This window comes from Haloferax sp. S2CR25 (assembly GCF_031624535.1).
In the GTDB taxonomy this organism is placed as follows: domain Archaea; phylum Halobacteriota; class Halobacteria; order Halobacteriales; family Haloferacaceae; genus Haloferax; species Haloferax massiliensis.
In genome coordinates this window covers 189,373-211,011 of record NZ_JAMQOO010000006.1, presented here as the reverse complement: position 1 = coordinate 211,011, position 21,639 = coordinate 189,373, and the positions used below count along the sequence as shown (strand labels likewise).

The window sequence follows — 21,639 nt, the reverse complement described above, 5'->3', positions numbered from 1 at the left end:
CAGCCGTGCGTGCGCGAAGCTGGCACCTGGAGCTCCGTGAAATGGTGCTCAAATGCACCGTCTACAATCTTCGCCGGAGCGTGAGATATCCATGAAATCAAGCGCCGTATACCGATCCTACAGAGCAAATTAGATGGTTTAGTGCTTCATTCCGTGTGATTCCTAGACCGTATACCTGGCTAACGCCTTCTTGAAGTAGTACTTGAGCTGTGTTCGACATAGTAGAACCCGTGACTACAACATCATCCACTATTATGGCCTGATCGACATCCTCAAAGTTAACTGATGATGTTTGGCGAATCCCAATCTTACCCTGGATATTACTAATTCTCTCATCTAGACTATCCGTACTCTTTTGAGATGGATAATCTTCGGCTTTTTCAGTAACATCTGCTGATGGAATCATTGTCTTAGATGACAGCTCCTCTGCAATCTGCTTCATATGATTATCCCCACCTTCTCCAGAAGGGGGGTACACAATGAGATCTGCATGGCTCAATTCGTCGAACTTGTCAATTCCATATTTAAGAATATTCGACATTTTTGTCACATGTTTCCCACCCTTGGCCTCGTAAATCTGGTCCGAAAACTTCGATATGTCCCCGACGACCCCCGAATTGGTTCGATCTTCGTCTGGGAGGTATATCGTAACTGTGTGAATCTGTTCTAACCCTTCAGTTTGGTTATCTTCCCGAGTACAAGAGGAACATCTTCCAGTTATTCCAGCATAATGTTCCGAGATTGCACTCCCACAGTCATTACATTGGAAGAACGGTATAACTATAGTCGAACCATCTATCGTGGTTGTCAAGGCCGCATCTCGATTTAGAGTATAATTCGACATACTATAAGATGTCACCAGAAGCATATATTTATGGCGGGAGCAGAGTGAAAGTGAACCACATTGTAGCAAACCTCCGGTATTTAATCCATACGTAATTTATTCTGAAACTAGTAGAGAAATTCCGAGATGAATACTATACAAACCCTGTCCAGTAATCTGGGCGTACTTTATCTGGCGGCCTCGGCTTCGGATCCGGTCGAATCAGTCCGGCGTTCACCTTTCCTTCGAGGTACAGTTGCCCCCACCCAGTAATCTCAAACATATCGGCATCCCTCTCGTCGATGAACGGCGACGCCAGCCCAGCGTGACACAGTACGCGACACCGTTCTCGAATTTGGTGAAGCGTCGTCTCGCGGCCGATCTCCCAATGGATCGTCTCCGGGGAACCCCAGCCGTGCTCGAGAAGATACTCGAGAATCCGGTCATCCCAGATGGTCATCCAGTCACCTGACTTCCGCATCTCAGATTGAGTCACGCGGACGCAGAGCCCTCTTCACCATTCTCGCCGTTCAGTTCTTCTGCATCAAGGTCGCCCTCGAGATACTCCTCACCAATTGGCGTGATGACGTAGACGCCATTCCCGAGGTGCTGAAGCATTCCTTTCTCATTGAGCCTCTTGAGACGCCGAGTGATTTGCGACCGGGAGACCTGAAAGTAGCCGCTATCCCTCAGTACTGACGCACTTGCTGAATCGTGCTCGACCGCCCACTCAAGAATTCGATCGTCCCATATCGTCATCCAAGATGCAGACTTTCTCATTGGTTGTAGATGTGTCCTTACTGGGTGTATGTGTCCGGTTATGTACTTAATCACTCTCTAAGAAAGGATAGGAACAATCCGTGCATTTATACACAATAGGTGTGTGGTGTTGAGTACGGAGCGATGTGACGAGCTGTTGGCTGTTGATGATTTCGTAGGCCCCGACGATGGTGGTACCAGCACCTTCGTCGGGAAGCTCCGTCATCCACTATGACGGAAACCAAAGTCGCGGGTGTTACCACCCGCATAGCGACCGATGCAGTACAGTTTGATAAGAGCGACGAGTGCCCGTGTGCAGTCTGCCACGTCCGCGCGGCAGTCGGTGTCGATGCCGAGACTCGCCTGAGCGTCTGCCGGAAGTGCGCGGCGCTGGAGGTCAAGAGATGAGCCGCCCCGCGCACAGGCGGCCCTGCCGCGCGTGTGACAGACTCCGCGGTCTCGACGACGACGGTCATTGTTCTGAATGCCGCCGCATCGAACGTCAGCTCGTGGCCGACGGCGGGCAAGCCGATTCTACTCGTCCTGCGTTCATCGATCCGCTGACCGAGTGGGTCGAGTGTCATTTCTGCGGGCGAGTTCTGGAGCCGACGGAGTGCGACGGCTTCGATCTCTCGACCGAAGACGAGTATTATCCGCGAATGGTTCCGGTCTGCCCCGAACACAGCGGAGGGTGCAGATGACGTACTACCCGACGTGTGCGGTCTGTCGGATGGAAGTCGACCCGTCTGAGGACTACGTCTCTGTCGAAGCGGAGTACAGATTCACAGCCGACCGGAACGATGTCGACGACTACTACCTGCACCAGCGATGCGCCATGTCCATCTTCGATGGATGGGGTGAGCCATGAACGGACCTTCGGAACTCAAGCCCCGTGAGGCCGTTCGTCGGTATCTTGACCGTCGCGGGACGGAACTCTCGGAGTCGAGCATCAAGACCTACAAGTATCGTCTGAAACTCTGGGTCGAATGGTGTGAAGACCGGAATATCGAGCGCGTCTCTGACCTGAACGGATGGACGTTCGAGCAGTTCGAGGCCTTTCGCGCAGGTCAGGGAATCGCCTCACCCACTCTCCACGGCGAGATGGAGACGCTACTCGGGTTCATCGAGTACCTCGAACGCATCGAGGCGGTCGAGGACGGTCTCTCGAAGAAGGTCCACGTACCGAGTGTCCCGATGTCGGAGCGGTCGCGAGACACGATGTTGGTTCCCGACGACGCGCTTCGATTGCTTCGGTACTACCGGTCACACAGTAGCGTCCGCGGGACTCGATTCCACGCGGTTCTCGAACTCGCGTGGCACACGGGCGCTCGTCTTGGTGCCCTTCGTGGGCTCGATCTGCGCGACTACTACCCCGATGAGCAGTACGTCGAGTTCGTCCACCGGCCGGAGTCCGAGACGCCGCTGAAGAATCAGATGAATGGCGAACGTACGGTTTCGCTCTTGCCGGAGGTCGTCGAGTCGCTGAACACCTACATCGAGAAGTTCCGGCCGGACGGTCACGACGACTTCGGTCGCTCTCCGCTGTTCGTGACGCATCACGGGACTCGTATCTCGAAGAACGGTTTTCGGGGATGGATGTATCAGGCGACCCAGCCGTGTGTCGCTGGTCCGTGCCCGCACGAGTACGAGAAAGATTCCTGCGAGTTCGCGGGGTCATACACTCAGGGTAGCAAGTGTCCGTCTTCTCGATCACCGCACCACATTCGGACGGGTTCGATTACGTGGCACAGAGATCGCGGGTTCCCTGCGGAGGTGACCGCGGAGCGCGTGAATGCGTCTCAGGAGGTTATTGAACAGCATTACGACAAAGCGTCCCAGCGCGAACGGATGGAGCTGCGCCGCCGTCCTCACCTGGACAAACTCCGGATTGAATGAGTCATGAGTAGGAATATCTCAGTTCGACCGATAGAGGTAGTGGAGAGTCGGCTACTGTTGGGTAAGGACAGCCCGGGCGGTCCCATTGGGCTTATAAACAAAGCGGCTCGTTTTGCCGCTACTTTTCACCCCAACAGAGGAGTGTCTGGGCGTGAGTCTCGCGGCCTCGTCGGAGGTGGTGGCCACTGAGCGGCGCCCCCGGCGAGGTGGTCGCGCCGACTCGGCGCGAATTGCCGCGCGAAAGTCGCACTCTGCCTACTGCTGGTCGTCCTAATCGGGGTGGTTGGCGGCGAGAACACTTTTGCGCCGAGCGGGAATCCTCTCGATTACGGTGTCAATTCAACCGCTCGACGTTCTCGGCGGACTCATGTTCGTCGTGGGAGTACTGCTCATCGCGGGCGTCGTTGCGCCCGGTACCGCCACCAGCCAGCGGCTCGAAACCGGCGCGATGCTCATGGTGCTGGGAACTGCCGCCGTGGCGGGTCCGCGAGCGTACCGCAAGGCGCTCGACAGGACGGGATAACGGGTTCGTCCGAGAGCGTTACCCGACGGGCGGGCGAACCGCGGCGTCGCTCGTCGCCGACGCGGGTGCCGCGGTGATGTTCGTCACGACGCCGTCGCCGTCGAGTTGTTCGTCGAGTTGTTCGTCGCCGATACAGCCGTCGCGGAGCCGTTCGGGGAGGTCTTCGCGTCGACCCACGCGTCGTACTCCGACTGGGTCATCACGACGACCTGTCCGTTCATCCTGCTGTGGCCCGTCCCGCAGAGTTCGGCGCAGTAGAGGTCGTACTCGCCGGTCTCGGTCGCGCGGGTCCGAGCGACCTGCTCTTGACCGGGGAAGATGTCCTGTTTGACGCCGAGGTCGGGGACGTATATCGAGTGGATGACGTCCTCGGACTCCATCACGAGACGCACGTCCCTGTCCTGGGGGACGACGAGGCGGTTCTGCGTGGTGATGTTCTCCTCGGGATAGCGGAACTCCCATCCCCACTGGTACGCGACGACTTCGACCTCCATATCGGCGGCGTCGTCGCCCGACTCGGCGGCGACAGCGGGCGTGAGATAGGGGTTCGTGAGGACGTAGTAGCCGGAGATGCCGACGAAGACGAGGATGACCGCCGTCGCCACGGTCCACGTAATCTCCAGTGCGGGGTCGTCGGTGGTGGGCTTCGGATCGTCGTTGTCGCGGAAGCGGTAGATGGCGTAGAAGAGGACCAACTCGACGAACAGGGTGAGCGGGAGGGCGACGTAGAGCAGTTGCGTGTTGAGTTCGTCGATCGCCGCGCGGTTGAGAGACTGCGCGGCGACGGGGGTCGCGACCAGACCGAGAGCCACCGCAACGAGTGCGAGTTTGACGAGCGACCGGAGGCGACTCATTACGTCGGCTACCACGCGGAGGGCCAAATAGGTTAGTCACCGCCGTCAGTTGGTTTTTCCCGACAGTTCGGTTTGTCGCACCGACGGGAGTCGTGCAACCTAGTTTTATTTCCGGACACAGTAAACGCCACGTAATGGCAATCATCCCGGGTCCCTCCATCGACGTCACGGGCGGTGAGTCGACCCGATGACGAACAGAGCCCTCGTCGAAGTGACCGCGCTCGCGCTCGTCGTGTTCTCGGTGGCGGTGTTGTGGGTTCGGCTCCGACGCGAGAAGACCGTCGAGAGCGACGGCGGCGCGACCGTCCAAGAGAGCATCAGTGCGGAGCTCGGCCGGTTCCAAAGACAGCTGTTCCGCATCTTGACGACGACGGACCACCGAGAAATCGGCATCCTCTACGTCCTCTTCGGGACGCTCGCGGGCGTCTGGGGCGGTATCGACGCGATGATGCTCCGGACGGAGCTTCTGACCCCGCCCGCGGACATCTGGACGCCGGAGACGTACAACGCGCTGTTTACGACCCACGGGTTGACGATGCTCATCTTCTTCGTCCTCCCCGTGTTCTTCGGCATCGCCAACTACTTCATCCCGCTTCTGGTCGGCGCGGACGACATGGCGTTCCCCCGGGTCAACGCCATCGGCTTTTGGCTCCTCCCGCCCGCGCTGTTGCTCGTCCGGATGGGGCTGTTCGTCCAGGTCGGCGGGCAGTTGCTCGGCCTGTTCTTCCCGGAGGAGGCGATTCGGTTCTTCCTCAGCCTCCGGGAGGTCGGCGTCGGGTGGACGCTCTACGCGCCGCTTTCGGTACAGAGCCAGAACCCGCAGCTCGACCTGTTGATTCTCGGCCTGCACCTCAGCGGCGTCTCGACGACCGTCGGGGCCATCAACTTCATCGTGACCATCGTCCACGAGCGCGCCGACGACGTGACGTGGGCGAACCTCGACATCTTCTCGTGGAACATCCTCGTGACGAGCGGGCTGGCGCTGTTCGCGTTCCCGCTTCTCGGCAGCGCGCTCGTCATGCTCCTCCTCGACCGCAACTTCGGGACGACGTTTTTCGCCGTCGAAGGCGGCGGTGCGATCCTCTGGCAGCACCTGTTTTGGTTCTGGGGCCACCCGGAGGTCTACATCCTGTTCCTTCCCGCGACGGGACTCATGAGTACGATTCTCCCGAAGTTCGTCGGTCGGAAGCTCTTCGGGTACCGATTCATCGTCTACTCGACGCTCGGCCTCGGCGTCCTCTCGTTCGGGGTCTGGGCGCACCACATGTTCGTCACGGGCGTCGACCCGCGCATCAAGGCGTCGTTCATGGCCGTCTCCATCGCCATCGCCGTCCCCAGCGCCATCAAGGTCTTCAACTGGCTGGCGACGATGTGGGAGGGCGACATCCGGATGAGCGCCCCCTTCATGCTCTGTGCCGGGAGCATCTCGACGTTCATCATCGGCGGCGTCACCGGCGTGTTTCTGGCGGTCATCCCCGTCGACATCCTCTACCACGGCACGTACTACGTGGTCGGCCACTTCCACCTCATCGTCGTCGGCATCATCCCGTTCATGATGGTCGCCGCGAGCTACTACTGGTATCCGCTCATGACCGGTCGCTGGTACGACACGCGGCTGGCGAAGTTCCAGGCCGTGCTCATGATCGTCGGGTCGCTCGTGACCTTCGTGACGCTCCTCATCATCGGCGGGTTGGGACTGCCGCGACGCCACGCGATTTACCCCCACGAGTACCAGTTCGCGAACCAGATCGCGACCGTCGGCGCGTACGTCATCGGGCTGAGCGTCCTGCTGTGGCTCTACAACGTCGTGGTCTCGTACTGGCGGGGCGCGCCGGTCGAGACGACGGACCCGTGGGACCTCAAGTCGACGGGGCAGTTCACGAAGGAGTGGGAGTGGTTCGAGTCCCGGATGGTCACGCGGTACGGACTGTCGCCGGCCGCGCCGTCGTCGGTGCGGCGGTCGTTCGACCCCTCCGCCGAACCGGACGGGTTGGCCGGCGGCGTCGGCTCAGTCATCCAGGACGTGTCGCGGAAGGCCTCGGTGGCCGCTGTCGGGGGCGTCGTCGGCACGCTCCTCATGACCGGCGGGCTCGGGACGGCGGTGCTCATCGGCGTGCTCGACCCGGCCTCGTTCGGTGAAATCGCGGAGCTCGTCGGGCTCCCGGCGACCCCGGCCCTCGGCTCCGTCCTCTTTCTCGTCGGCGGGACGGTCACGTGGCCGCTTCTCTTCCTCGCCTTCCGCGAGTTCCTCCCCGGGCGGCTGCTCTTCGAGCGCGGACTGGTGTTCTCGACGCTCATCTGGACCGGGTTCGTGGTGGCGTTCTACACCGGCCAGCAGGGACTCGGTCTCGTCGGCTACCTCGCGTTCGGCCTCGTCGCCCACTGGTCGTACGGCCTCGGACTGACCGTCACCTTCCAGTACCTGCGGTCGAGACAGCGGGCCGCGCTGGGAGGTGGAGAATGAGCCGGCGCGGCGATTCGGTGTTTTTCACCTACGTCGCGCCCTTCCTCGGCGTGTTACTCGTCGCCGTCGGTATCGCCGCGGCCGTCCCCGCCACGTACGACGTGATTCAAGACGACATCACGACCTGCGGAACGCCCACTATCGCGGTCGATTCACCCGAGGAGACCACGGCCCGATTCGGCGAGGACCCGCGGCCGAACCTGACGCGGTTCGCCTACGAGGACCTCTCTGAGGCCGAGCAGGAGGCGTTCAGGGACGCCCTCAACGACTCCGTCGGGGAGGCGCGCGTCGACGGCGAGTTCCGACACTACGACGAGTTTCTCAACGGGAGCTTCGTCACCTACGAGGGCGAGCGCCACTTCGTCACCGTCGTCGCCGAGAACCCCTGTTTCGTTGCCGCACCGCTCCAGCTACCGCTGGGCGTGTTCGCAATCGTCCTCGGCGTCATCGGCATCCTGACGCCGCCCGCGTATCGAACGCTGGTGTCGATCGAAGAGCGCGCGGAGTGAGAGAGCACGCGGAGGCGACGCCGTCTCCGCACCTCTCCTCACCCGAGTTCCGCGCCGACGTAGACGACGAGGACGAGGAGAATCCACACCGCGTCCACGAAGTGCCAGTAGAGGGCGACCGTCCGAATCGACGTGTCCCGCTCGGCCGTGAACTGTCCGCGGAGCGCGCGTCCGAAGACGAGACACAGGAGCACGACGCCGAGCGAGACGTGCAGGCCGTGGAGGCCCGTGAGGCCGAAAAAGGCGCTGGCGAACGCGCCGCTCGTGAGCGTAAAGCCCTCTTCGGCGACGAACTCGTAGTATTCGAGCGCCTGCCCGCCGAGGAAGACGACGCCGAGGGCGACGGTCGCCGCCATCCCGCCGAGGAAGCCGCGGCGGTTCCCGGCTTCGAGGGCGTGGTGGCCGTAGTGGAGCGTGACGCTGCTCACGACTAACAGGAGCGTGTTCACGAGGACGAGCGACCCGAGGAGGGAGGGGAGTTCGGTCGGGGGCCACGTGCCGACGCGAATGAAGCCGTAGTAGACGAACCCCGCGAGGAACGTCGCCACGTCGGAGACGAGAAACAGCGCCATACCGCTGACGTACGTCGATGCGCTGTCGCCCGTCGAATCGGCCCAGTCGGCGATGAACGCCTCGTAGGTCCACCCGGCGATGCCGCCGAGAAAGCCGAGGACGCCGAGGCCGACGAGGACGAGCGGAATCGCGGTCGGCACGAGCGCCGATCCCACGAGAAAGAGTCCGGCACCGGCGTACAGTCCGGCGGCACCGCCGGCGGTGACCAGCGGCCACCGACTCGTGTGTTCGTGTTCGCCGGTCGCCGACCCGACCGCGGCATCACTCGTTCCCATGCGAAAGCGGTGGGTTCCCGGTACTATAAACACCGGGACGACGGCGTCGTCAGGGGCGGGTCGGAGTTACGACCGAGGGGCGACGGCGAGCGCGGCGGCGGCGTCCGCTTCGCTCTCGTTCGTCTCGTTCGTGCGCTGGACGACGTATCGCTGGCCGACCATCGGGTCCAAGAGGCTGTCGACGGGCGCGCGGTCGTCGGTGAGAAGCGGCACGTCGTCGGTGGGTTCGTCGTTCCGGTAAGACGTGAGTTCGGCCGCGAGGTCGATGCCGATGTCGCGGCGCTGGTTGCGCGCCTGTAGCTCCGCGGCCGTCACGAGCGTCTCGTCTTTCGTCGCCACGACCTCGATGTTCTGGACGACGACGCTCCCCGCGGTGGGGAAGCTGTACACCTGCGGGTAGACCGACCGCATCGTCTTGTACTCCGCGCGGTAGAACTGCGAGGCCGGACCGCTCGGCGCGGAGATGAGGTTGGCGAACAGGACGCCGTCCTCGTCGAGGCGGTCCGAGGTGAGCTGCATGAACTCCCGTGTCGTCATCTGAAACGGAACCTTGTCCTTCCGGTAGGCGTCGAGGACGATGAGGTCGTACGTCCGGTTCGTCTCTCTGAGGTACTGCCGGCCGTCCATCGTGTGGACGTTGAGGCGGGGCGACTCCTCGACGCCGAAGTACTCCTCGGCGACGGAGACGACCTCGGGGTCGAGTTCGACCACGTCGACGGTCACGTTCGGGTACTTCTCCAAGAACACGCGCGGGCCGGTGAACCCGCCGCCGCCGACGAACAGCACGCGGTCGATGTCGTCGGACAACAGGAAGGGGACGTGGAAGTACGAGGTGTAGTCGAAGACGTGCCGCGTCGGGTCGTCGAGGTCCATCGCGCTGTGGGGCTGGCCGTCGAGGTAGAGCGTCCGCGTCCCGTCAGCGTCGGCGACGCGAAGCTCCTGATAGGCGGTCTGGGTGTGGTAGACGGTCGTGCCGCGGGAGTCGAGACCGATGCCGCCGGTCAGCGACGCGAGGACGAGGACGGCGGCGATACCGACGCTCCAGACCGCCTCGTCGCGGCCGATGTCCGGGCGGGCGAGCGCGAGCGCCGTCACGACCGAGACGAGTCCGAAGACGAGCCCGATGTTGGTGACGCTCAGAGAGGGGATGAGGAAGTACGTGGTGGCGAACGCGCCGATGATGCTGCCGACGGTGCCGACGGCGTAGACGTGGCCCGAGGCCGCGCCCACGTCGGACCGCCCGGAGAGTTCGGCCGCGTAGGGACTGATGAAGCCGAGGTAGTAGGTCGGCGGGCCGAACAGGAGCGTGATGGCGGGGAGCGACGCGAACCGGCTCGGGACGGGGAGTCCGGCGGTCGACTGGATGAACAGGTCGCCGAGGAGGATGACGCCCGCGATGTACGCCGCCGTGCCGATGAAGACGCGGACGAGCGCCCCGTGCGAGGCCCGTTCGGCCCGCTGGCCGCCGTGGTGGTAGCCGAGGCTCAGCGCCGCCAGAAAGACCCCGATGATGCTCCCCCACGTGTAGATACTGCTACCGAATTCGGGGGCGACCATCCGCCCGGCGAGAATCTCCAGACCCATGCTCGTGATTCCGGAGACGAACACGGCGAGTTCGGGCCGCGTCATCCGGAGCCACGAGGAGGAGGGCGTCGATGCCATGTCAGTCAACCAAGGGACGCGGCCGTATTAATGCACCCACGGCGACGACGGGCCGAGCGGTCGCGTCCAAACGCTCTTAGCCGATGACGGGGCCACGCCGGTCCGTGTCCTCCCTCGTCGCCGCGTCCGACCTCGCTCGCGCCGCATACTGCCCGCGACAGCTCTACTACGCCCGCCGCGACGGCGACAGAGCGCCGCCGCCCGCGGTCCGCGAGGTTCGCGCGCTCGCCTTCGAATATCCCGCCCTACTCGACGCCAACGACGACGAACTCGCGGCGCGGCCGATTTCGGTGTCGCCGTCGGCGTACCGCGAGAACCTCGTCCGACTCCGCGAGCGCGACGACTGGGACGCGCTCACCGACCCCGTCGCCCGCGACGAACTCCTCGCGGGCAAGGACTGCCGCGGCGTCGCGCACAAACTCGTCCGCTGTCCCGGCGGGGACGACGGCGAGGGCGAGGGCGAGGGCGACGACGACGACGACCAGCCGCCGATTCCCTCGCTTGTCTCGCCGGGAGAACCGCCCGAACGGGGGGTCTGGGAGCCCCAGCGCGTCAGGGCGGTCGCGCTGGCGAAGGCGCTCGCGTGGGAGCGCGAGGCGTCGATACCGCGGGCGCTGGTCGAGTACCCGGCGGTCGGCGTCGTCCGAACGGTCAGACTCACGACGGGGAACAAGGCGGCCTATCGGCGGACGCTCCGCGTCGCCCGCGACCTCGATTTCGTCCCGTCGCGGCTCCGGGACTCCGCGAAGTGCGAGTCGTGCGCCTACCGGGAGCGGTGCGGCGTGAAAACGTGGTCGCTGTCGTCGCTGCTCGGGCGGTGAGGTGGGTCGCGTCGCCGACGGCGGGGCGGCGAGACGGCGGCCGCCGCCCGCTACGCGTCGTCGGCGTGTTCGTCTAACCACGCCTCGATGTCGTCGGCCATCGCGCCGCGGCGGTGGACGACGCCGCGACCGGGGTCGACGACGGTGCTCTCGGTGCCGGGGGTCGTCCCCCCGTCGAGGACGACGGCGACGGCGTCCCGAATCTCGTCGGAGAGCTGTGAGGGGTGGGTGATGCTCCCGGTTCCGGAGCGGTTGGCGCTGGTCGCGGTGACGGGCGTCCCGGCCGCGCGGAAGAGGTCGAGCGCGAGTTCGTGGTCGGGGACGCGGACGCCGACGCGGTCCTTGCCGGCGACGAGCGCGTCCGGGAGGCTGTCGCGCCGCTCCACGACGACCGTCACCGGCCCGGGGAGGAACCGGCGCATAAAGGCCTCCTCGCGGGCGTCGGCGACGACGTGCTCCAGCGCGGCGTCCACGTCGGGGAAGCCGGCGGAAAGCGGGTTGTCTCGGTCGCGGCCCTTGATGTCGAAGACGCGTTCGACCGCGTCGGCGTTCGTCGCGTCCGCGCCCATGCCGTAGACCGTCTCGGTCGGGTAGACGACCGCCTCGCCGCGGCGGACGGCGTCGGCGGCACGCTGCACGTCGTCGTCGCTCATGAGAGAGCCGACGTGCAACGGGCGAAAAAGCGTGACGAAACGGCGATTCCGCGCGGGGACGGGAGCGCGGTCGGCGCGGCGGGGTCGAGAAACCGACCCGCGCGTCGTTTCGGAGACGAGTCCGGCTACAGGTCGTCGAGGGCGTCCTCGATACCCTCGTAGTCCGGGAAGTCCGGCCACTCGTCGGCGACCCAGCGGTACTGGACCGTTCGGTCCTCGTCGAGGAGGAACACGGCGGGGCGGTGTTCGGTGACGCCGGTCATCCCGTCGAGGTCGTGTTCGAGGTCGTAGTCGGCGGCGACGCCGGCCGCGGGGTCCGAGAACAGTCGGGCGTCCACGTCGCGCGCTTCGAGGAACGACTTGTGCTCGTACGGCGACGAGATGGAGACGCCGACCGCCTGCACGTCCTCCGGGACGCCGCGGTCGCGGAGCTCGTTCCAGACGTACGTTGCGGGGAACGCGCCCGCCATCGTGTGGAACACGAGGAGGACGGGCCCGTCGTCGGCGAGGTCCGAGAGCGAGGCGTCCTCCCAGAACTCCGCGTTGACGAGCGGGCGGGTGAAATCCGGGGCGGTGTCGCCCACGGACGGCGCGTCGTGGTCGAGCAGGGAGACGACGTCGAAGTCCGGCATCAGGCTCCCTCCCCGTAGGTGTGTTCGAGGTACTCGACGATGTTCGCCGACTCGGACATCGTGACGCCGGTGTTGTCGTCGACGATGGCCGGGACCGAGCGCTTGCCCGAGACGCGCTTGACGACGTTCCGGTCGGAGTGCATCGGCTCGACGAACCGCGACTGGTAGGCGAGGCCCTGCTCGTCGAGCGTGCGGACGACCCGCTCGCAGTACGGGCACGCCTGCAGTCGGTACAGCGTAATCGCCGGTTGCTCGTCGGACATGCGGGGTTGTTGGGAAGAGCGTCGCCTAAGCCCTTCGCTCGCGGGGATCCGCGCCGCAATATCGGTTCGGCGGGCGACTCGGCGAAGGCGACCGAGACGTCGAGCGAGGGGGTTCGAGGGCAACTCTTAATTCCGGTCCCGCGCAAGACAACGTAGTTACATGGGTTTGCCGCCGCTACAGTTACCACCAGCCACGACACTCGCGGCCGCACAGGTCTCGAACATTCCGCTGGACGACACGACGATAACGGTCCTCGGCGTAATCGGAATCATCGTCCTGATCGGTCTCTCGGCGTTCTTCTCCTCGTCAGAGATCGCGATGTTCTCGCTTGCAAAACACCGCGTCGACTCGATGGTCGAAGACGGTGTGCCGGGTGCCGAACGGGTGAAAGCGCTCAAGGACGACCCGCACCGGCTTCTCGTGACCATTCTGGTCGGAAACAACATCGCGAACATCGCGATGTCCTCGATATCGACCGGGCTACTCGTCTTCGTCGGCTTCCAACAGGGCGAGGCGGTCGCGATCGCGACGTTCGGGATAACGGCGGTCGTCCTGCTGTTCGGCGAGAGCGCGCCGAAGTCCTACGCGGTCGAAAACACCGAGTCGTGGTCCCTCCGCATCGCGCGGCCCCTGAAATACGCCGAACTGCTGTTGCTCCCGCTCGTCGTCTTCTTCGACTACCTGACCCGCGTCATCAACAAGGTCACCGGCGGACAGACCGCCATCGAGACGACCTACGTCACCCGCGACGAGATTCAGAACCTCATCGAGACCGGCGAGCGCGAGGGCGTCATCGAGGAGGAAGAACGCGAGATGCTCGACCGCATCTTCCGGTTCAACTCGACCATCGCGAAGGAGGTCATGACCCCGCGCCTCGACATGACCGCCGTCCCGAAGGACGCGACCATCGACGAGGCCATCGAGACGTGCGTGCAGGCCGACCACGAGCGGGTTCCCGTGTACGACGGCAACCTCGACAACATCATCGGCATCGTCAACATCCGGAACCTCGTCCGCGAGAAGTACTACGGCGAACGCGGCGTCGGCATCGCCGACATCGTCTCGCCGACGCTCCACGTCCCCGAGTCGAAGAACGTCGACGAGCTGATGGCCGAGATGCAGGACACGCGGATGCAGATGGTCGTCGTCATCGACGAGTTCGGGACCACGGAGGGGCTCATCACCCTCGAAGACATGGTCGAGGAAATCGTCGGCGACATCCTCGAAGGCGACGAGGAAGAGCCGTTCGAGGAGGTCAGCGAGAACACCTACCTCGTCCGCGGCGAGGTCAACATCGACGAGGTCAACGAGATGCTCGACATCGAACTCCCTGAGGGCGAGGAGTTCGAGACGCTCGCCGGCTTCATCTTCAACCGCGCCGGTCGCCTCGTCGAGGAGGGCGAAGAGATCAGCTACAACGACATCATCATCCGCATCGAGCAGGTCGACAACACGCGCATCATGAAAGCGCGCATCCAGACCAACACGGGCGTCGAAGCCGCCGACGGCGACGGCGACGAGAACGGCGACGAGGAAGCGGAAGTCGAACCCGACACCTAATCGGGACGGCACCCGGTCCGTCTCGGCGGCCGACCGCACGCGGAACTCGTTTTCGACCCGTCGTCCGCGGGACTCACCCGAGAAGCGTAAACGAGAGGAACACGAGCACCAGCGACGCCAGCGCGAGGAACACCAGCCCGGTCGCGTCGGCGGTGCCGTCGCCGAGCCGTCGTGCCCGTCCACGAAAGCGAATCGCCAGCGCGAACCCGCCGAGCCCGACGGTACCGAAGGCGAACCCGCGGAGCGAGATACCGGTCACGACCGCCATCGCGACGTGGTAGACGCCGAAGGCGGCCCAGAGCGCGGCGACGAGGGTGGCGAGCGCGACGCGGAGGCCACGAACGTTCACAGACCGAGTACGCTCGACACGAGCGTAAAGACGCCGTAGCCCAGCCCGAATGCGAGGGCGAGCGAGCCGACCCACGCGAGGACCGTGTACAGCATTTTCCGCCCGGAGACGCCCGACCCGCCGGCGGCGTAGCCGGAGCCGATGATGGCGCTGACGATAATCTCGTTGAACGAGACGGGGACGCCGAGGGCGACGGCGGTCTGGGCGATGGCGAACGAGGGAATCATCGCCGCGATGGAGCGCCGCGGCCCGAGCGAAGAGTAGTCCTGCGCGAGCGCCTTAATCATGCGCGGCGCGCCGGTCCACGACCCCGCGAGGAGGCCCAGTCCGCCGCCGACGAGGAGCGCCGGAAGCGGGACCGCGACCGCGTCGAGAAGGGGGACGAGCGGTCCGATTGCGAGGCCGACCTGACTGCCACCGGCCGAGAACGCCACGAGGCCGCCGAGGACGAGCAGGAACCGCCGCTGGCCCCGGGTCTTGTCGGTCGTCACCCACCGGCCGACTACGGCGGCCGCGGCGAGGGCGACGAGGAGTACGGCGGCGACGAACCAGACGGTCTCGCCGAGGCCGGCCACTCCGGTCAGTTCGACCGCGGCGGCCCGGGCGACCGAGGCCGACCCCGACGCGCCGCCGAGGCCGGCGAACTCCATGTTGGCGACGAGCAGCCCGACGATGCCGGCGAGCGCGGGGACGGTCCACCGCTCGGAGACGCCGTCGGCGCGGAGGAGGCGAGCGGTCGCGTACGACGCGCCGCCGCCGACGAAGGGCGTGAGCACCCACAGCGAGACGATCTGTTGGTACTTCGCCCACGCGGGGTCGCCGCCCATGGCGAGGCCGACGCCGACCACCGCGCCGGTGACCGTGAAGGCGGTGGCGATGGGGTAGCCGGCGAAGACGCCGAGCGCGACGAGCACCGCCGCGGTGAGCAGCGCGACGACCGCGGCCGCGGCGGTCAGCGTGACGCCGCCGATGAGTTCGGTGCCGACCGCGTTGGTGACGTTCGCTCCCTGCAGGAACGCCCCGGCGAAGCCGAGCAGGCCGACGATGAAACCCGCGCGCATCACCGAGATGGCGTTGGCTCCGACGGCGGGCGCGAACGGCGTCGACCCAGACGACCCCGCGCCGATGGCCCACGCCATGAACAGGCTGGCGAGCGCGGCGACGACGAACGTGGCGAGCGTCGCGGCGGCTACCACGGGGCGACCCCCCGGCGGTCGTCGGCGTCGGCTGTTGTCCCGTCCATCAGCGGCGGCGCGCCTCGTCGTACCCCTCGCTCAGTCCGAGAAGCGTCCGACGGACGAGGAGATACCCGAAGAAGACGAAGAGCAACAGCGCGACGAGCAGCCCGACGAACACGGGATTCCCCGCGAGAAAGTCGACGAGGCCGTCTACGACCAGAGGGTCGGTCATGTGGATGGGTTCGGCGGGCACGAGGTATAGCAATTTCGGCGACGCGTCGTGAAAGAATACGAACACTCATGGGAAGCGGCGAGTAACGCCGATTCGATGGCCGACCTCATCCCCTCCAGCCCGGGCGATTCGGACGACGACCGGGGTGACCGAGACCCGCGAGTCATCGGCCTCGACAGCGACGAGGCCGACGACCTGCTCGGAGCCATCTCCTCGTCGACCGCCCGGTCCGTCCTCGCGTCGCTCCACGAGTCGCCGGCGACGCCCTCCGACCTCGCAACCGAGGTCGACACGTCCCTCCAGAACGTCCAGTACCACCTCGGCAACCTCTCGGAAGCGGGCCTCATCGAAGTGGCGGACACGAGGTACTCCGAGAAGGGCCGCGAGATGAAGGTCTACACGCCCGCCGACCGGGCACTCGTCGTCGTCGCCGGACGCGAGGACGAGACGAAGGGGCTGAAGGGCGCGCTCACGCGCCTCATCGGCGGCGTCGGCGTCCTCGGCATCGGCGCGGCCGTCGTGAACCGACTCGCCCGAACCGGGTCGGTGCTCCCGTTCGGTTTCGGCGCCTCGGGCGGCGGCGCGGACGGCGCTGGCGGTTCCGAAGCCGGCCAGAGCGGCGGGGCGGGAAGCGGACTCAACGCGACCCATCAGGCCGATGCGGCCACCACGACCGCGGCGGCCGAGCCAACGTCGACCGCGACGCGGACGGCCACGGAGACGGCGACGACGACCGACGGCGGCGGGTTCGGCATCGCCGAGGTGACCACGACGTCGGATCCGACGGCGCAGACCGCGGAGGCGACCCGGACGGCGGTCGAGTCGACGCCGACGGTGACGGAGGCCGCGCGGACCGCGACGGAGACCGCGGCCGCGACGCCGACGCCGGTTCCGGACACGCCGGTCGCACAGACGGCCACGGAGACCGCGGCACAGCTCACGAGCGGGTCGAACGGGCTCGCGGGAGCAATCGGGTCGCTCTCGCCGGGGGCGCTGTTCTTCCTCGGCGGGCTGACCGTGCTTCTCGCGTGGGTCGCGGTGGGCGTACTGCGTGACTAAAACGGCTGTTTGAGCTTACGGTGCGTATTTGATACCGTCACCCGTAGGAGTGAGTACGAGGTCGCGCGTGGCCCCCAACGGCGACGGGACTGCCATCCGTGCCCCTGCCCCTCACCCCGTCGTCCGCGTGGCCTCGGACTACCCTCAACAGACCCGCTCGGGTCTGTTCCCGCTGATTCTTCCGGCCCTCCACCGGACCTCGCCCCGCTATTCGTCGGGGACGATGCGGAACGTCTCGAAGGTGTCGCCGTCGACCGTGACGAGTCGCCCGCGGAGTCCGCCGTCCGGCAGTTCCTCTAGTTCCGCGTGGGCCTTGCGGTTGCCCCGCGGTTGGGCGTGGCTCCCCGGATTGAGGAGCGGAATCGGCCCGGTGCCGTGGAAGCCCGGCCGGTGGCTGTGGCCGAAGATGACCGCGTCGGCGCCGCGCTCGCGGCCGAACATCGACAGCGCGGTGTTCCCGCCGCGGCGGGTGTGGGTCACCGCGAACTCGACGCCGCCGTAGGTGACGTTCCGCGCCGCGGGAACCCGGTCGCGTATCTCTGATCCGTCGTTGTTGCCGTACACCGCGAGGAAGCTGTCGGCTTCGTCGATGAACGCGTCGAGGACGGACTCGCGCATGAAGTCGCCCGCGTGGACGACGAGGTCGGCCTCGCGGACCGCGTCGAGGGTTCGGTTAGTCAGTCGATGACCGTCCGTGCTGTGGGTGTCGGAGACGACGACGAGCATGCGCCGGGCTAGGGGCCGGAGGGATTGAAACCTACCGACTGTTGCGTCGGGTCGGTCGGAGGCGGTCGGAGGCGGTCAGGACCGGTCGGGGACCGCCGCGGTCGGCGAGCGGTGTCCCGGTTCTGCGTCGGTAGCTCTATCCGGGCGGGGGGAGTGGCCCACGACATGGCAGGCAGTACGTCCGTCGTCGTCGCCGCGCTCTTCGCGAACGGAGCGATTGCGATTCTCAAGTTCCTCGGCTTCCTCGCGACCGGGAGTCCCTCCATGCTCTCCGAAACGTACCACTCCATCTCCGACACCGGCAACCAGGTGTTTCTCCTCATCGGCATCCGCGACAGCAAGCGCGGCGAGACGCAGTCCCATCCCTTCGGTCACGGGAAATCGCAGTTCTTCTACTCGTTTCTCGTCTCCGTGATGCTGTTCGGCATCGCCGGCTGGGAGTCGGCCAAACACGGCTACGACGCCCTGATGCACCCCGCCCACGGCGGGGGCGGCGAGGCGCTCGTCCTCGCCGGCTTCGAAATCGAGCCCGTGTGGGTCAACGTCGCCATCCTCCTCGGGGCGATCGCCTTCGAGAGCTACGCCTTCCTGAAGGCGCACGCCGAACTCCGCCGGCAGATAGAGGAGTACGAGTGGACCGGCCTCGTCGAGGCCTTCCGGCAGACGAGCGACGTGACGACGCTCACGGCGTTCACCGAGGACACCGTCGCGCTCACCGGCGCGGTGCTCGCGCTCGTCGGCATCGGCCTCACCGAGTTCACGGGCAACGAGATGTTCGACGCCGCCGCGGCGCTCCTCATCGGGATACTGCTCATGGGCTTCGCCATCGCGCTCGCGTGGGAGAACAAGCGCCTCCTCATCGGCGAGAGCGTCCCCGTGGACGAGGAACAGGCCCTCCGCGACATCGTGAAAAACGACCCGCGGGTCGTCCACGTCGACCACTTCCGCGCGAGCTACGTCGGCCCGGAGAAACTGCTCGTCGCCCTCGACGTGAGCTTCGACCCCGAACTCGACACCGAAGAGTTGGACGACCACATCACCGAAATCGAGTCCGAACTCAGGGCGGCCGACGACCGGGTCCACTTCGTCTACATCGAACCCGAGTTGTAATCCGAACGAACCGAGTGGGCCGCCACCAACCGACCGCGACTCACAGCGGCCTCTCTCGACCTACCGCGACTCCACCGCGTCGGCGACGAGTTCGACCGCGTTCTCCACGTCCTCGCGCGCGACGTTCAGATTCGTCGTAAAGCGAGTGTGATACTCGCCGAACGTGCCGCCGAGAACGTCTACGTCCTCGCACAGTTCGACGAACTCGTCGGCCGTCAGCCCCGCGCCCTCGGAGTCGACGACGACGATGTTCGTGTCGGGCGTCGGCACCGACAGGCCGGAGACGGCGTCGAGACCCTCGGCGAGGACGCGGGCGTTCGCGTGGTCGTCGGCGAGGCGGTCGACGTTGTCGAGCGCGACGAGCCCCGGCGCGGCGATGAGACCGGCCTGCCGCATGCCGCCGCCGAACTGCTTTCTGACGCGGACGGCCTCCTCGATGAACGCCTCGGAACCGGCGAGCATCGAGCCGACGGGCGCGCCGAGTCCCTTCGAGAGACAGAACATCACCGTGTCGACGCGCTCGACCATCGCCGTCGGGTCCTCGTCGAGGGCGACGCAGGCGTTGAACAGGCGCGCGCCGTCGAGGTGGACCGGAATCCCGAGGTCGCGGGCGGCGTCGGCCGCGGCGTCGACGTCGGCTTTCGGGACCGCGACGCCGCCGCGGGCGTTGTGGGTGTTTTCGAGGCAGAGGACGCCCGTGCCGGCGACGTGAAGCGACTCCTCGCGGGCGTGGTCGCGGACCTGTTCGGGCGTCGGCGCGGCGCGCTCGCCGGCGTCGTAGGCGCGGACCTGCAGGCCCGAAAGCTGGGCGAAGCCGCCGACCTCCCACTTGTAGACGTGCGCCTTCTCGTCAACGAGCGCCTCTTGGCCGGGGTCGGCGTGGACGCGGGCGGCGATTTGGTTGCCCATCGTCCCCGACGGCACGAACAGCGCGGCCTCCTTTCCGACCAGCTCGGCGGCGCGCGCTTCGAGTTCGTTCACGGTCGGGTCGTCGCCGTACACGTCGTCGCCGACGGCGGCGTCGCGGGCGGCCTCGCGCATCTCGTCGGACGGGAGCGTGACGGTGTCGCTTCGGAGGTCTATCATGCGCGGAGAGACCGCGCCGACGGAGAAATAAACGATGGTCCGCGGGGCGTTTCCCCGCGGTGTCGCAATATTTGCGCTTCGAAAGGTGTTTGCCCCGGGGACACACACGACGCGGTATGGACCCGCGCATCCGCGAGCACGCACAGACCATCGTCGACCACTCCACGAGCGTCGAGGCCGGCGACAACGTCGTCGTCTCCGCGCCCGCGGTGGCCGAGGACCTCGTCACGGCCGTCCACGAACTCCTCGGCGACCGCGGCGCGAACGTCGTCGCGATGGACGCGAACCCGCGGTTCACCCGCGCGTTCCTCCGCGCCGGCGACGACGACTACGAGACGCCCGCGCACGTGCTGGCGCTCTACGAGGAGACGGACGTCATCATCCGCGTCCGCGGCGAGACGAACGCGACCGAACAGAGCGACGTGCCGCCGGAGACGAACGCCGCGTACAAGCGCGCCTACAAGCCCGTGCAGGGCGAGATGCTCTCGAAGCGCTGGTGTCTCACCCAGTTCCCCGCGAAGGGGAGCGCCCAGCTCGCGGGCATGAGCACCGAGGCCTACGAGAACTTCGTCTACGACGCCGTCACCCTCGACTGGGACGCGCAGGGCGAACTCCAACAGCAGTTGGTCGACATCCTCAACGACGGCGACGAGGTCCGCATCACGTCGGGCGACGAGACCGACGTGACGATGAGCATCGCCGGCAACACCGCCATCAACGACACGGCCGAACACAACCTCCCCGGCGGCGAGGTGTTCACCGCGCCCGTGAAAGAGTCCGTGAACGGCGAGGTCTACTTCGACCTGCCGCTGTACCGGCAGGGCCGCGAGGTCTCCGGCGTCCGCGTCCGCTTCGAGGACGGCGAGGTCGTCGACTACTCCGCCGAGGGGAACGAGGAGGTCTTAGACGGCGTGTTCGACACCGACGAGGGCGCGCGCTACCTCGGCGAGCTCGGCATCGGCATGAACCGCAGCATCGACCAGTTCACCTACAACATGCTGTTCGACGAGAAGATGGGCGACACCGTCCACATGGCCGTCGGATCGGCGTACCCCGAGACGGTCGGCGCGGAAAACGAACTCAACGAGAGCGCCGAGCACGTCGATATGATCGTCGACATGTCCGAAGACTCGGTCATCGAAGTCGACGGTGAGGTCGTCCAGCGAAACGGCACGTTCGTCTTCGAAGACGAGTTCTGACCGGGTCGGCGGCTTCGCCCGTTAAGCGGACAACTCGCAACATTTCAGCTCCAGTTTATCGGGCGATGAATCGACCCGTGTCGTCGGGTTTTCCAGTCGAAACGGGAGCCTTCGAGCGGCCGTCGAAAACGGCGCGGAAACGCGGGCGGAACTCCGGCCGCATCGAGCGAAACTCGGAGTCTCCAGTCGAAGCGGTGCCCTTCCATCTATAGACGGGAGAGTGACAACTATACACACATGCCAGTAGATTTATTTCGACCAGTCGACGAACACGAACCGATGCCAGCGGTTCAGTGTCGAGAGTGTGGGCGCGACGTGGCGGTCCACGAGATAGAAACGGCGACCACGACGACGCCCGACGGTTTCGAGACGCGGTACCGGTGTCCCTACTGCGACTCCGAGATGCGCGACGTAAAAACGCGAATCGTCTGA

25 protein-coding genes and 1 pseudogene are annotated in these 21,639 nt (G+C 65.6%); 12 read left to right on the top strand and 14 right to left on the bottom strand.

Annotated elements, in window-relative coordinates:
• Positions 1-95 (top strand): annotated as a pseudogene (locus NDI65_RS15630) (IS5/IS1182 family transposase); the annotation flags it as partial.
• 2 nt (positions 96-97) lie between these two features.
• Here NDI65_RS15630 and NDI65_RS15625 read toward each other — a convergent pair.
• The 3 genes from NDI65_RS15625 to NDI65_RS15615 form a co-directional block, all read right to left on the bottom strand.
• A complete protein-coding gene (locus NDI65_RS15625) occupies positions 98-844 on the bottom strand; it encodes a hypothetical protein (protein WP_310893827.1) in 747 nt (248 codons plus the stop codon).
• Between the two features lie 133 nt (positions 845-977).
• Positions 978-1,283: a repressor phrH2 gene (locus NDI65_RS15620; RefSeq protein ID WP_310893826.1), complete on the bottom strand. Its 306-nt coding sequence runs from the start codon at positions 1,281-1,283 to the stop codon at positions 978-980.
• Positions 1,284-1,315: 32 nt separating this feature from the next.
• Complete coding sequence (locus tag NDI65_RS15615) at positions 1,316-1,582, bottom strand: PhiH1 repressor (RefSeq protein ID WP_310893825.1); 267 nt, start codon at positions 1,580-1,582, stop codon at positions 1,316-1,318.
• A 697-nt stretch (positions 1,583-2,279) separates the two neighbouring features.
• On the opposite strand from NDI65_RS15615, the gene NDI65_RS15610 reads away from it, so the two are divergent.
• The 3 genes from NDI65_RS15610 to NDI65_RS15600 all read left to right on the top strand — a co-directional run bounded on the left by NDI65_RS15610 (position 2,280) and on the right by NDI65_RS15600 (position 4,001).
• A complete protein-coding gene (locus tag NDI65_RS15610) occupies positions 2,280-2,450 on the top strand; it encodes a hypothetical protein (RefSeq protein ID WP_181950714.1) in 171 nt (56 codons plus the stop codon).
• Positions 2,447-3,478: a tyrosine-type recombinase/integrase gene (locus NDI65_RS15605; RefSeq protein ID WP_049967980.1), complete on the top strand. Its 1,032-nt coding sequence runs from the start codon at positions 2,447-2,449 to the stop codon at positions 3,476-3,478. The genes NDI65_RS15610 and NDI65_RS15605 overlap by 4 nt, the downstream gene beginning before the upstream one ends.
• A gap of 331 nt (positions 3,479-3,809) precedes the next feature.
• A complete protein-coding gene (locus NDI65_RS15600; protein ID WP_089779721.1) occupies positions 3,810-4,001 on the top strand; it encodes a hypothetical protein in 192 nt (63 codons plus the stop codon).
• An 83-nt stretch (positions 4,002-4,084) separates the two neighbouring features.
• Here the strand turns inward: NDI65_RS15600 and coxB are convergent, their stop codons facing one another.
• Entirely contained in the window at positions 4,085-4,855 is a 771-nt protein-coding gene (coxB, locus tag NDI65_RS15595; RefSeq protein ID WP_089779723.1) for a cytochrome c oxidase subunit II, read from the bottom strand.
• A gap of 187 nt (positions 4,856-5,042) precedes the next feature.
• On the opposite strand from coxB, the gene NDI65_RS15590 reads away from it, so the two are divergent.
• Complete coding sequence (locus NDI65_RS15590) at positions 5,043-7,319, top strand: DUF6789 family protein (protein ID WP_089779725.1); 2,277 nt, start codon at positions 5,043-5,045, stop codon at positions 7,317-7,319.
• The gene (locus tag NDI65_RS15585; RefSeq protein ID WP_089779727.1) at positions 7,316-7,828 is read left to right on the top strand and encodes a hypothetical protein; all 513 of its coding nucleotides are present in this window, start codon (positions 7,316-7,318) and stop codon (positions 7,826-7,828) included. Before NDI65_RS15590 ends, NDI65_RS15585 begins: the two co-directional genes overlap by 4 nt.
• Positions 7,829-7,866: 38 nt before the next feature.
• Here NDI65_RS15585 and NDI65_RS15580 read toward each other — a convergent pair whose 3' ends face one another.
• Positions 7,867-8,676, bottom strand: a complete 810-nt coding sequence (locus tag NDI65_RS15580) for a heme-copper oxidase subunit III (protein ID WP_089779729.1) — start codon at positions 8,674-8,676, stop codon at positions 7,867-7,869.
• A 66-nt stretch (positions 8,677-8,742) separates the two neighbouring features.
• Entirely contained in the window at positions 8,743-10,338 is a 1,596-nt protein-coding gene (locus tag NDI65_RS15575; protein WP_089779731.1) for a fused MFS/spermidine synthase, read from the bottom strand.
• A gap of 104 nt (positions 10,339-10,442) precedes the next feature.
• On the opposite strand from NDI65_RS15575, the gene NDI65_RS15570 reads away from it, so the two are divergent.
• Positions 10,443-11,159: a hypothetical protein gene (locus NDI65_RS15570; protein WP_089779733.1), complete on the top strand. Its 717-nt coding sequence runs from the start codon at positions 10,443-10,445 to the stop codon at positions 11,157-11,159.
• Positions 11,160-11,209: 50 nt separating this feature from the next.
• Here the strand turns inward: NDI65_RS15570 and NDI65_RS15565 are convergent, their stop codons facing one another.
• The 3 genes from NDI65_RS15565 to NDI65_RS15555 all read right to left on the bottom strand — a co-directional run bounded on the left by NDI65_RS15565 (position 11,210) and on the right by NDI65_RS15555 (position 12,707).
• On the bottom strand, positions 11,210-11,812 hold the full coding sequence (locus tag NDI65_RS15565; RefSeq protein WP_089779735.1) for an L-threonylcarbamoyladenylate synthase: 603 nt from the start codon (positions 11,810-11,812) through the stop codon (positions 11,210-11,212).
• Between the two features lie 125 nt (positions 11,813-11,937).
• Positions 11,938-12,444, bottom strand: coding sequence for a redoxin domain-containing protein (locus NDI65_RS15560; protein WP_089779737.1), 507 nt, complete (start codon positions 12,442-12,444; stop codon positions 11,938-11,940).
• Complete coding sequence (locus NDI65_RS15555) at positions 12,444-12,707, bottom strand: glutathione S-transferase N-terminal domain-containing protein (RefSeq protein ID WP_089779739.1); 264 nt, start codon at positions 12,705-12,707, stop codon at positions 12,444-12,446. Before NDI65_RS15555 ends, NDI65_RS15560 begins: the two co-directional genes overlap by 1 nt.
• Positions 12,708-12,867: 160 nt before the next feature.
• Here NDI65_RS15555 and NDI65_RS15550 point away from each other — a divergent pair, with 160 nt between their 5' ends.
• Positions 12,868-14,268: a hemolysin family protein gene (locus NDI65_RS15550; RefSeq protein ID WP_089779741.1), complete on the top strand. Its 1,401-nt coding sequence runs from the start codon at positions 12,868-12,870 to the stop codon at positions 14,266-14,268.
• A 73-nt stretch (positions 14,269-14,341) separates the two neighbouring features.
• Here NDI65_RS15550 and NDI65_RS15545 read toward each other — a convergent pair whose 3' ends face one another.
• The 3 genes from NDI65_RS15545 to NDI65_RS15535 are packed head-to-tail and all read right to left on the bottom strand — an operon-like array spanning position 14,342 to position 16,027.
• Entirely contained in the window at positions 14,342-14,617 is a 276-nt protein-coding gene (locus tag NDI65_RS15545) for a hypothetical protein (RefSeq protein ID WP_089779743.1), read from the bottom strand.
• Positions 14,614-15,813: an inorganic phosphate transporter gene (locus tag NDI65_RS15540; RefSeq protein ID WP_089779745.1), complete on the bottom strand. Its 1,200-nt coding sequence runs from the start codon at positions 15,811-15,813 to the stop codon at positions 14,614-14,616. Before NDI65_RS15540 ends, NDI65_RS15545 begins: the two co-directional genes overlap by 4 nt.
• A 46-nt stretch (positions 15,814-15,859) precedes the next feature.
• Complete coding sequence (locus NDI65_RS15535; RefSeq protein ID WP_167321013.1) at positions 15,860-16,027, bottom strand: hypothetical protein; 168 nt, start codon at positions 16,025-16,027, stop codon at positions 15,860-15,862.
• A gap of 96 nt (positions 16,028-16,123) precedes the next feature.
• Between NDI65_RS15535 and NDI65_RS15530 the strand changes: the two genes are divergently transcribed.
• Complete coding sequence (locus tag NDI65_RS15530) at positions 16,124-17,086, top strand: winged helix-turn-helix domain-containing protein (RefSeq protein ID WP_089779750.1); 963 nt, start codon at positions 16,124-16,126, stop codon at positions 17,084-17,086.
• A gap of 207 nt (positions 17,087-17,293) precedes the next feature.
• On the opposite strand, the gene NDI65_RS15525 is transcribed toward NDI65_RS15530, so the two are convergent.
• On the bottom strand, positions 17,294-17,812 hold the full coding sequence (locus NDI65_RS15525) for a metallophosphoesterase (RefSeq protein WP_089779752.1): 519 nt from the start codon (positions 17,810-17,812) through the stop codon (positions 17,294-17,296).
• Positions 17,813-17,977: 165 nt separating this feature from the next.
• On the opposite strand from NDI65_RS15525, the gene NDI65_RS15520 reads away from it, so the two are divergent.
• Entirely contained in the window at positions 17,978-18,922 is a 945-nt protein-coding gene (locus NDI65_RS15520; RefSeq protein ID WP_089779754.1) for a cation diffusion facilitator family transporter, read from the top strand.
• A 60-nt stretch (positions 18,923-18,982) separates the two neighbouring features.
• Here the strand turns inward: NDI65_RS15520 and NDI65_RS15515 are convergent, their stop codons facing one another.
• Entirely contained in the window at positions 18,983-20,008 is a 1,026-nt protein-coding gene (locus NDI65_RS15515; RefSeq protein ID WP_310893824.1) for a GntG family PLP-dependent aldolase, read from the bottom strand.
• Between the two features lie 116 nt (positions 20,009-20,124).
• Between NDI65_RS15515 and NDI65_RS15510 the strand changes: the two genes are divergently transcribed.
• Positions 20,125-21,207: an aminopeptidase gene (locus tag NDI65_RS15510; RefSeq protein WP_089779758.1), complete on the top strand. Its 1,083-nt coding sequence runs from the start codon at positions 20,125-20,127 to the stop codon at positions 21,205-21,207.
• A gap of 279 nt (positions 21,208-21,486) precedes the next feature.
• The gene (locus tag NDI65_RS15505) at positions 21,487-21,639 is read left to right on the top strand and encodes a hypothetical protein (protein ID WP_167321014.1); all 153 of its coding nucleotides are present in this window, start codon (positions 21,487-21,489) and stop codon (positions 21,637-21,639) included.

Coding starts and splice junctions, on each gene's coding strand:
- NDI65_RS15530 (WP_089779750.1), top strand. CDS start 16,124: ATGGCCGACCTCATCCCCTCCAGCCCGGGCGATTCGGACGACGACCGG.
- NDI65_RS15525 (WP_089779752.1), bottom strand. CDS start 17,812: ATGCTCGTCGTCGTCTCCGACACCCACAGCACGGACGGTCATCGACTG.
- NDI65_RS15575 (WP_089779731.1), bottom strand. CDS start 10,338: ATGGCATCGACGCCCTCCTCCTCGTGGCTCCGGATGACGCGGCCCGAA.
- NDI65_RS15520 (WP_089779754.1), top strand. CDS start 17,978: ATGGCAGGCAGTACGTCCGTCGTCGTCGCCGCGCTCTTCGCGAACGGA.
- NDI65_RS15605 (WP_049967980.1), top strand. CDS start 2,447: ATGAACGGACCTTCGGAACTCAAGCCCCGTGAGGCCGTTCGTCGGTAT.
- NDI65_RS15515 (WP_310893824.1), bottom strand. CDS start 20,008: ATGATAGACCTCCGAAGCGACACCGTCACGCTCCCGTCCGACGAGATG.
- NDI65_RS15615 (WP_310893825.1), bottom strand. CDS start 1,582: ATGACGATATGGGACGATCGAATTCTTGAGTGGGCGGTCGAGCACGAT.
- NDI65_RS15550 (WP_089779741.1), top strand. CDS start 12,868: ATGGGTTTGCCGCCGCTACAGTTACCACCAGCCACGACACTCGCGGCC.
- NDI65_RS15580 (WP_089779729.1), bottom strand. CDS start 8,676: ATGGGAACGAGTGATGCCGCGGTCGGGTCGGCGACCGGCGAACACGAA.
- NDI65_RS15620 (WP_310893826.1), bottom strand. CDS start 1,283: ATGACCATCTGGGATGACCGGATTCTCGAGTATCTTCTCGAGCACGGC.
- NDI65_RS15555 (WP_089779739.1), bottom strand. CDS start 12,707: ATGTCCGACGAGCAACCGGCGATTACGCTGTACCGACTGCAGGCGTGC.
- NDI65_RS15535 (WP_167321013.1), bottom strand. CDS start 16,027: ATGACCGACCCTCTGGTCGTAGACGGCCTCGTCGACTTTCTCGCGGGG.
- NDI65_RS15510 (WP_089779758.1), top strand. CDS start 20,125: ATGGACCCGCGCATCCGCGAGCACGCACAGACCATCGTCGACCACTCC.
- NDI65_RS15625 (WP_310893827.1), bottom strand. CDS start 844: ATGTCGAATTATACTCTAAATCGAGATGCGGCCTTGACAACCACGATA.
- NDI65_RS15585 (WP_089779727.1), top strand. CDS start 7,316: ATGAGCCGGCGCGGCGATTCGGTGTTTTTCACCTACGTCGCGCCCTTC.
- NDI65_RS15505 (WP_167321014.1), top strand. CDS start 21,487: ATGCCAGCGGTTCAGTGTCGAGAGTGTGGGCGCGACGTGGCGGTCCAC.
- NDI65_RS15590 (WP_089779725.1), top strand. CDS start 5,043: ATGACGAACAGAGCCCTCGTCGAAGTGACCGCGCTCGCGCTCGTCGTG.
- NDI65_RS15565 (WP_089779735.1), bottom strand. CDS start 11,812: ATGAGCGACGACGACGTGCAGCGTGCCGCCGACGCCGTCCGCCGCGGC.
- NDI65_RS15560 (WP_089779737.1), bottom strand. CDS start 12,444: ATGCCGGACTTCGACGTCGTCTCCCTGCTCGACCACGACGCGCCGTCC.
- NDI65_RS15610 (WP_181950714.1), top strand. CDS start 2,280: ATGACGTACTACCCGACGTGTGCGGTCTGTCGGATGGAAGTCGACCCG.
- coxB (WP_089779723.1), bottom strand. CDS start 4,855: ATGAGTCGCCTCCGGTCGCTCGTCAAACTCGCACTCGTTGCGGTGGCT.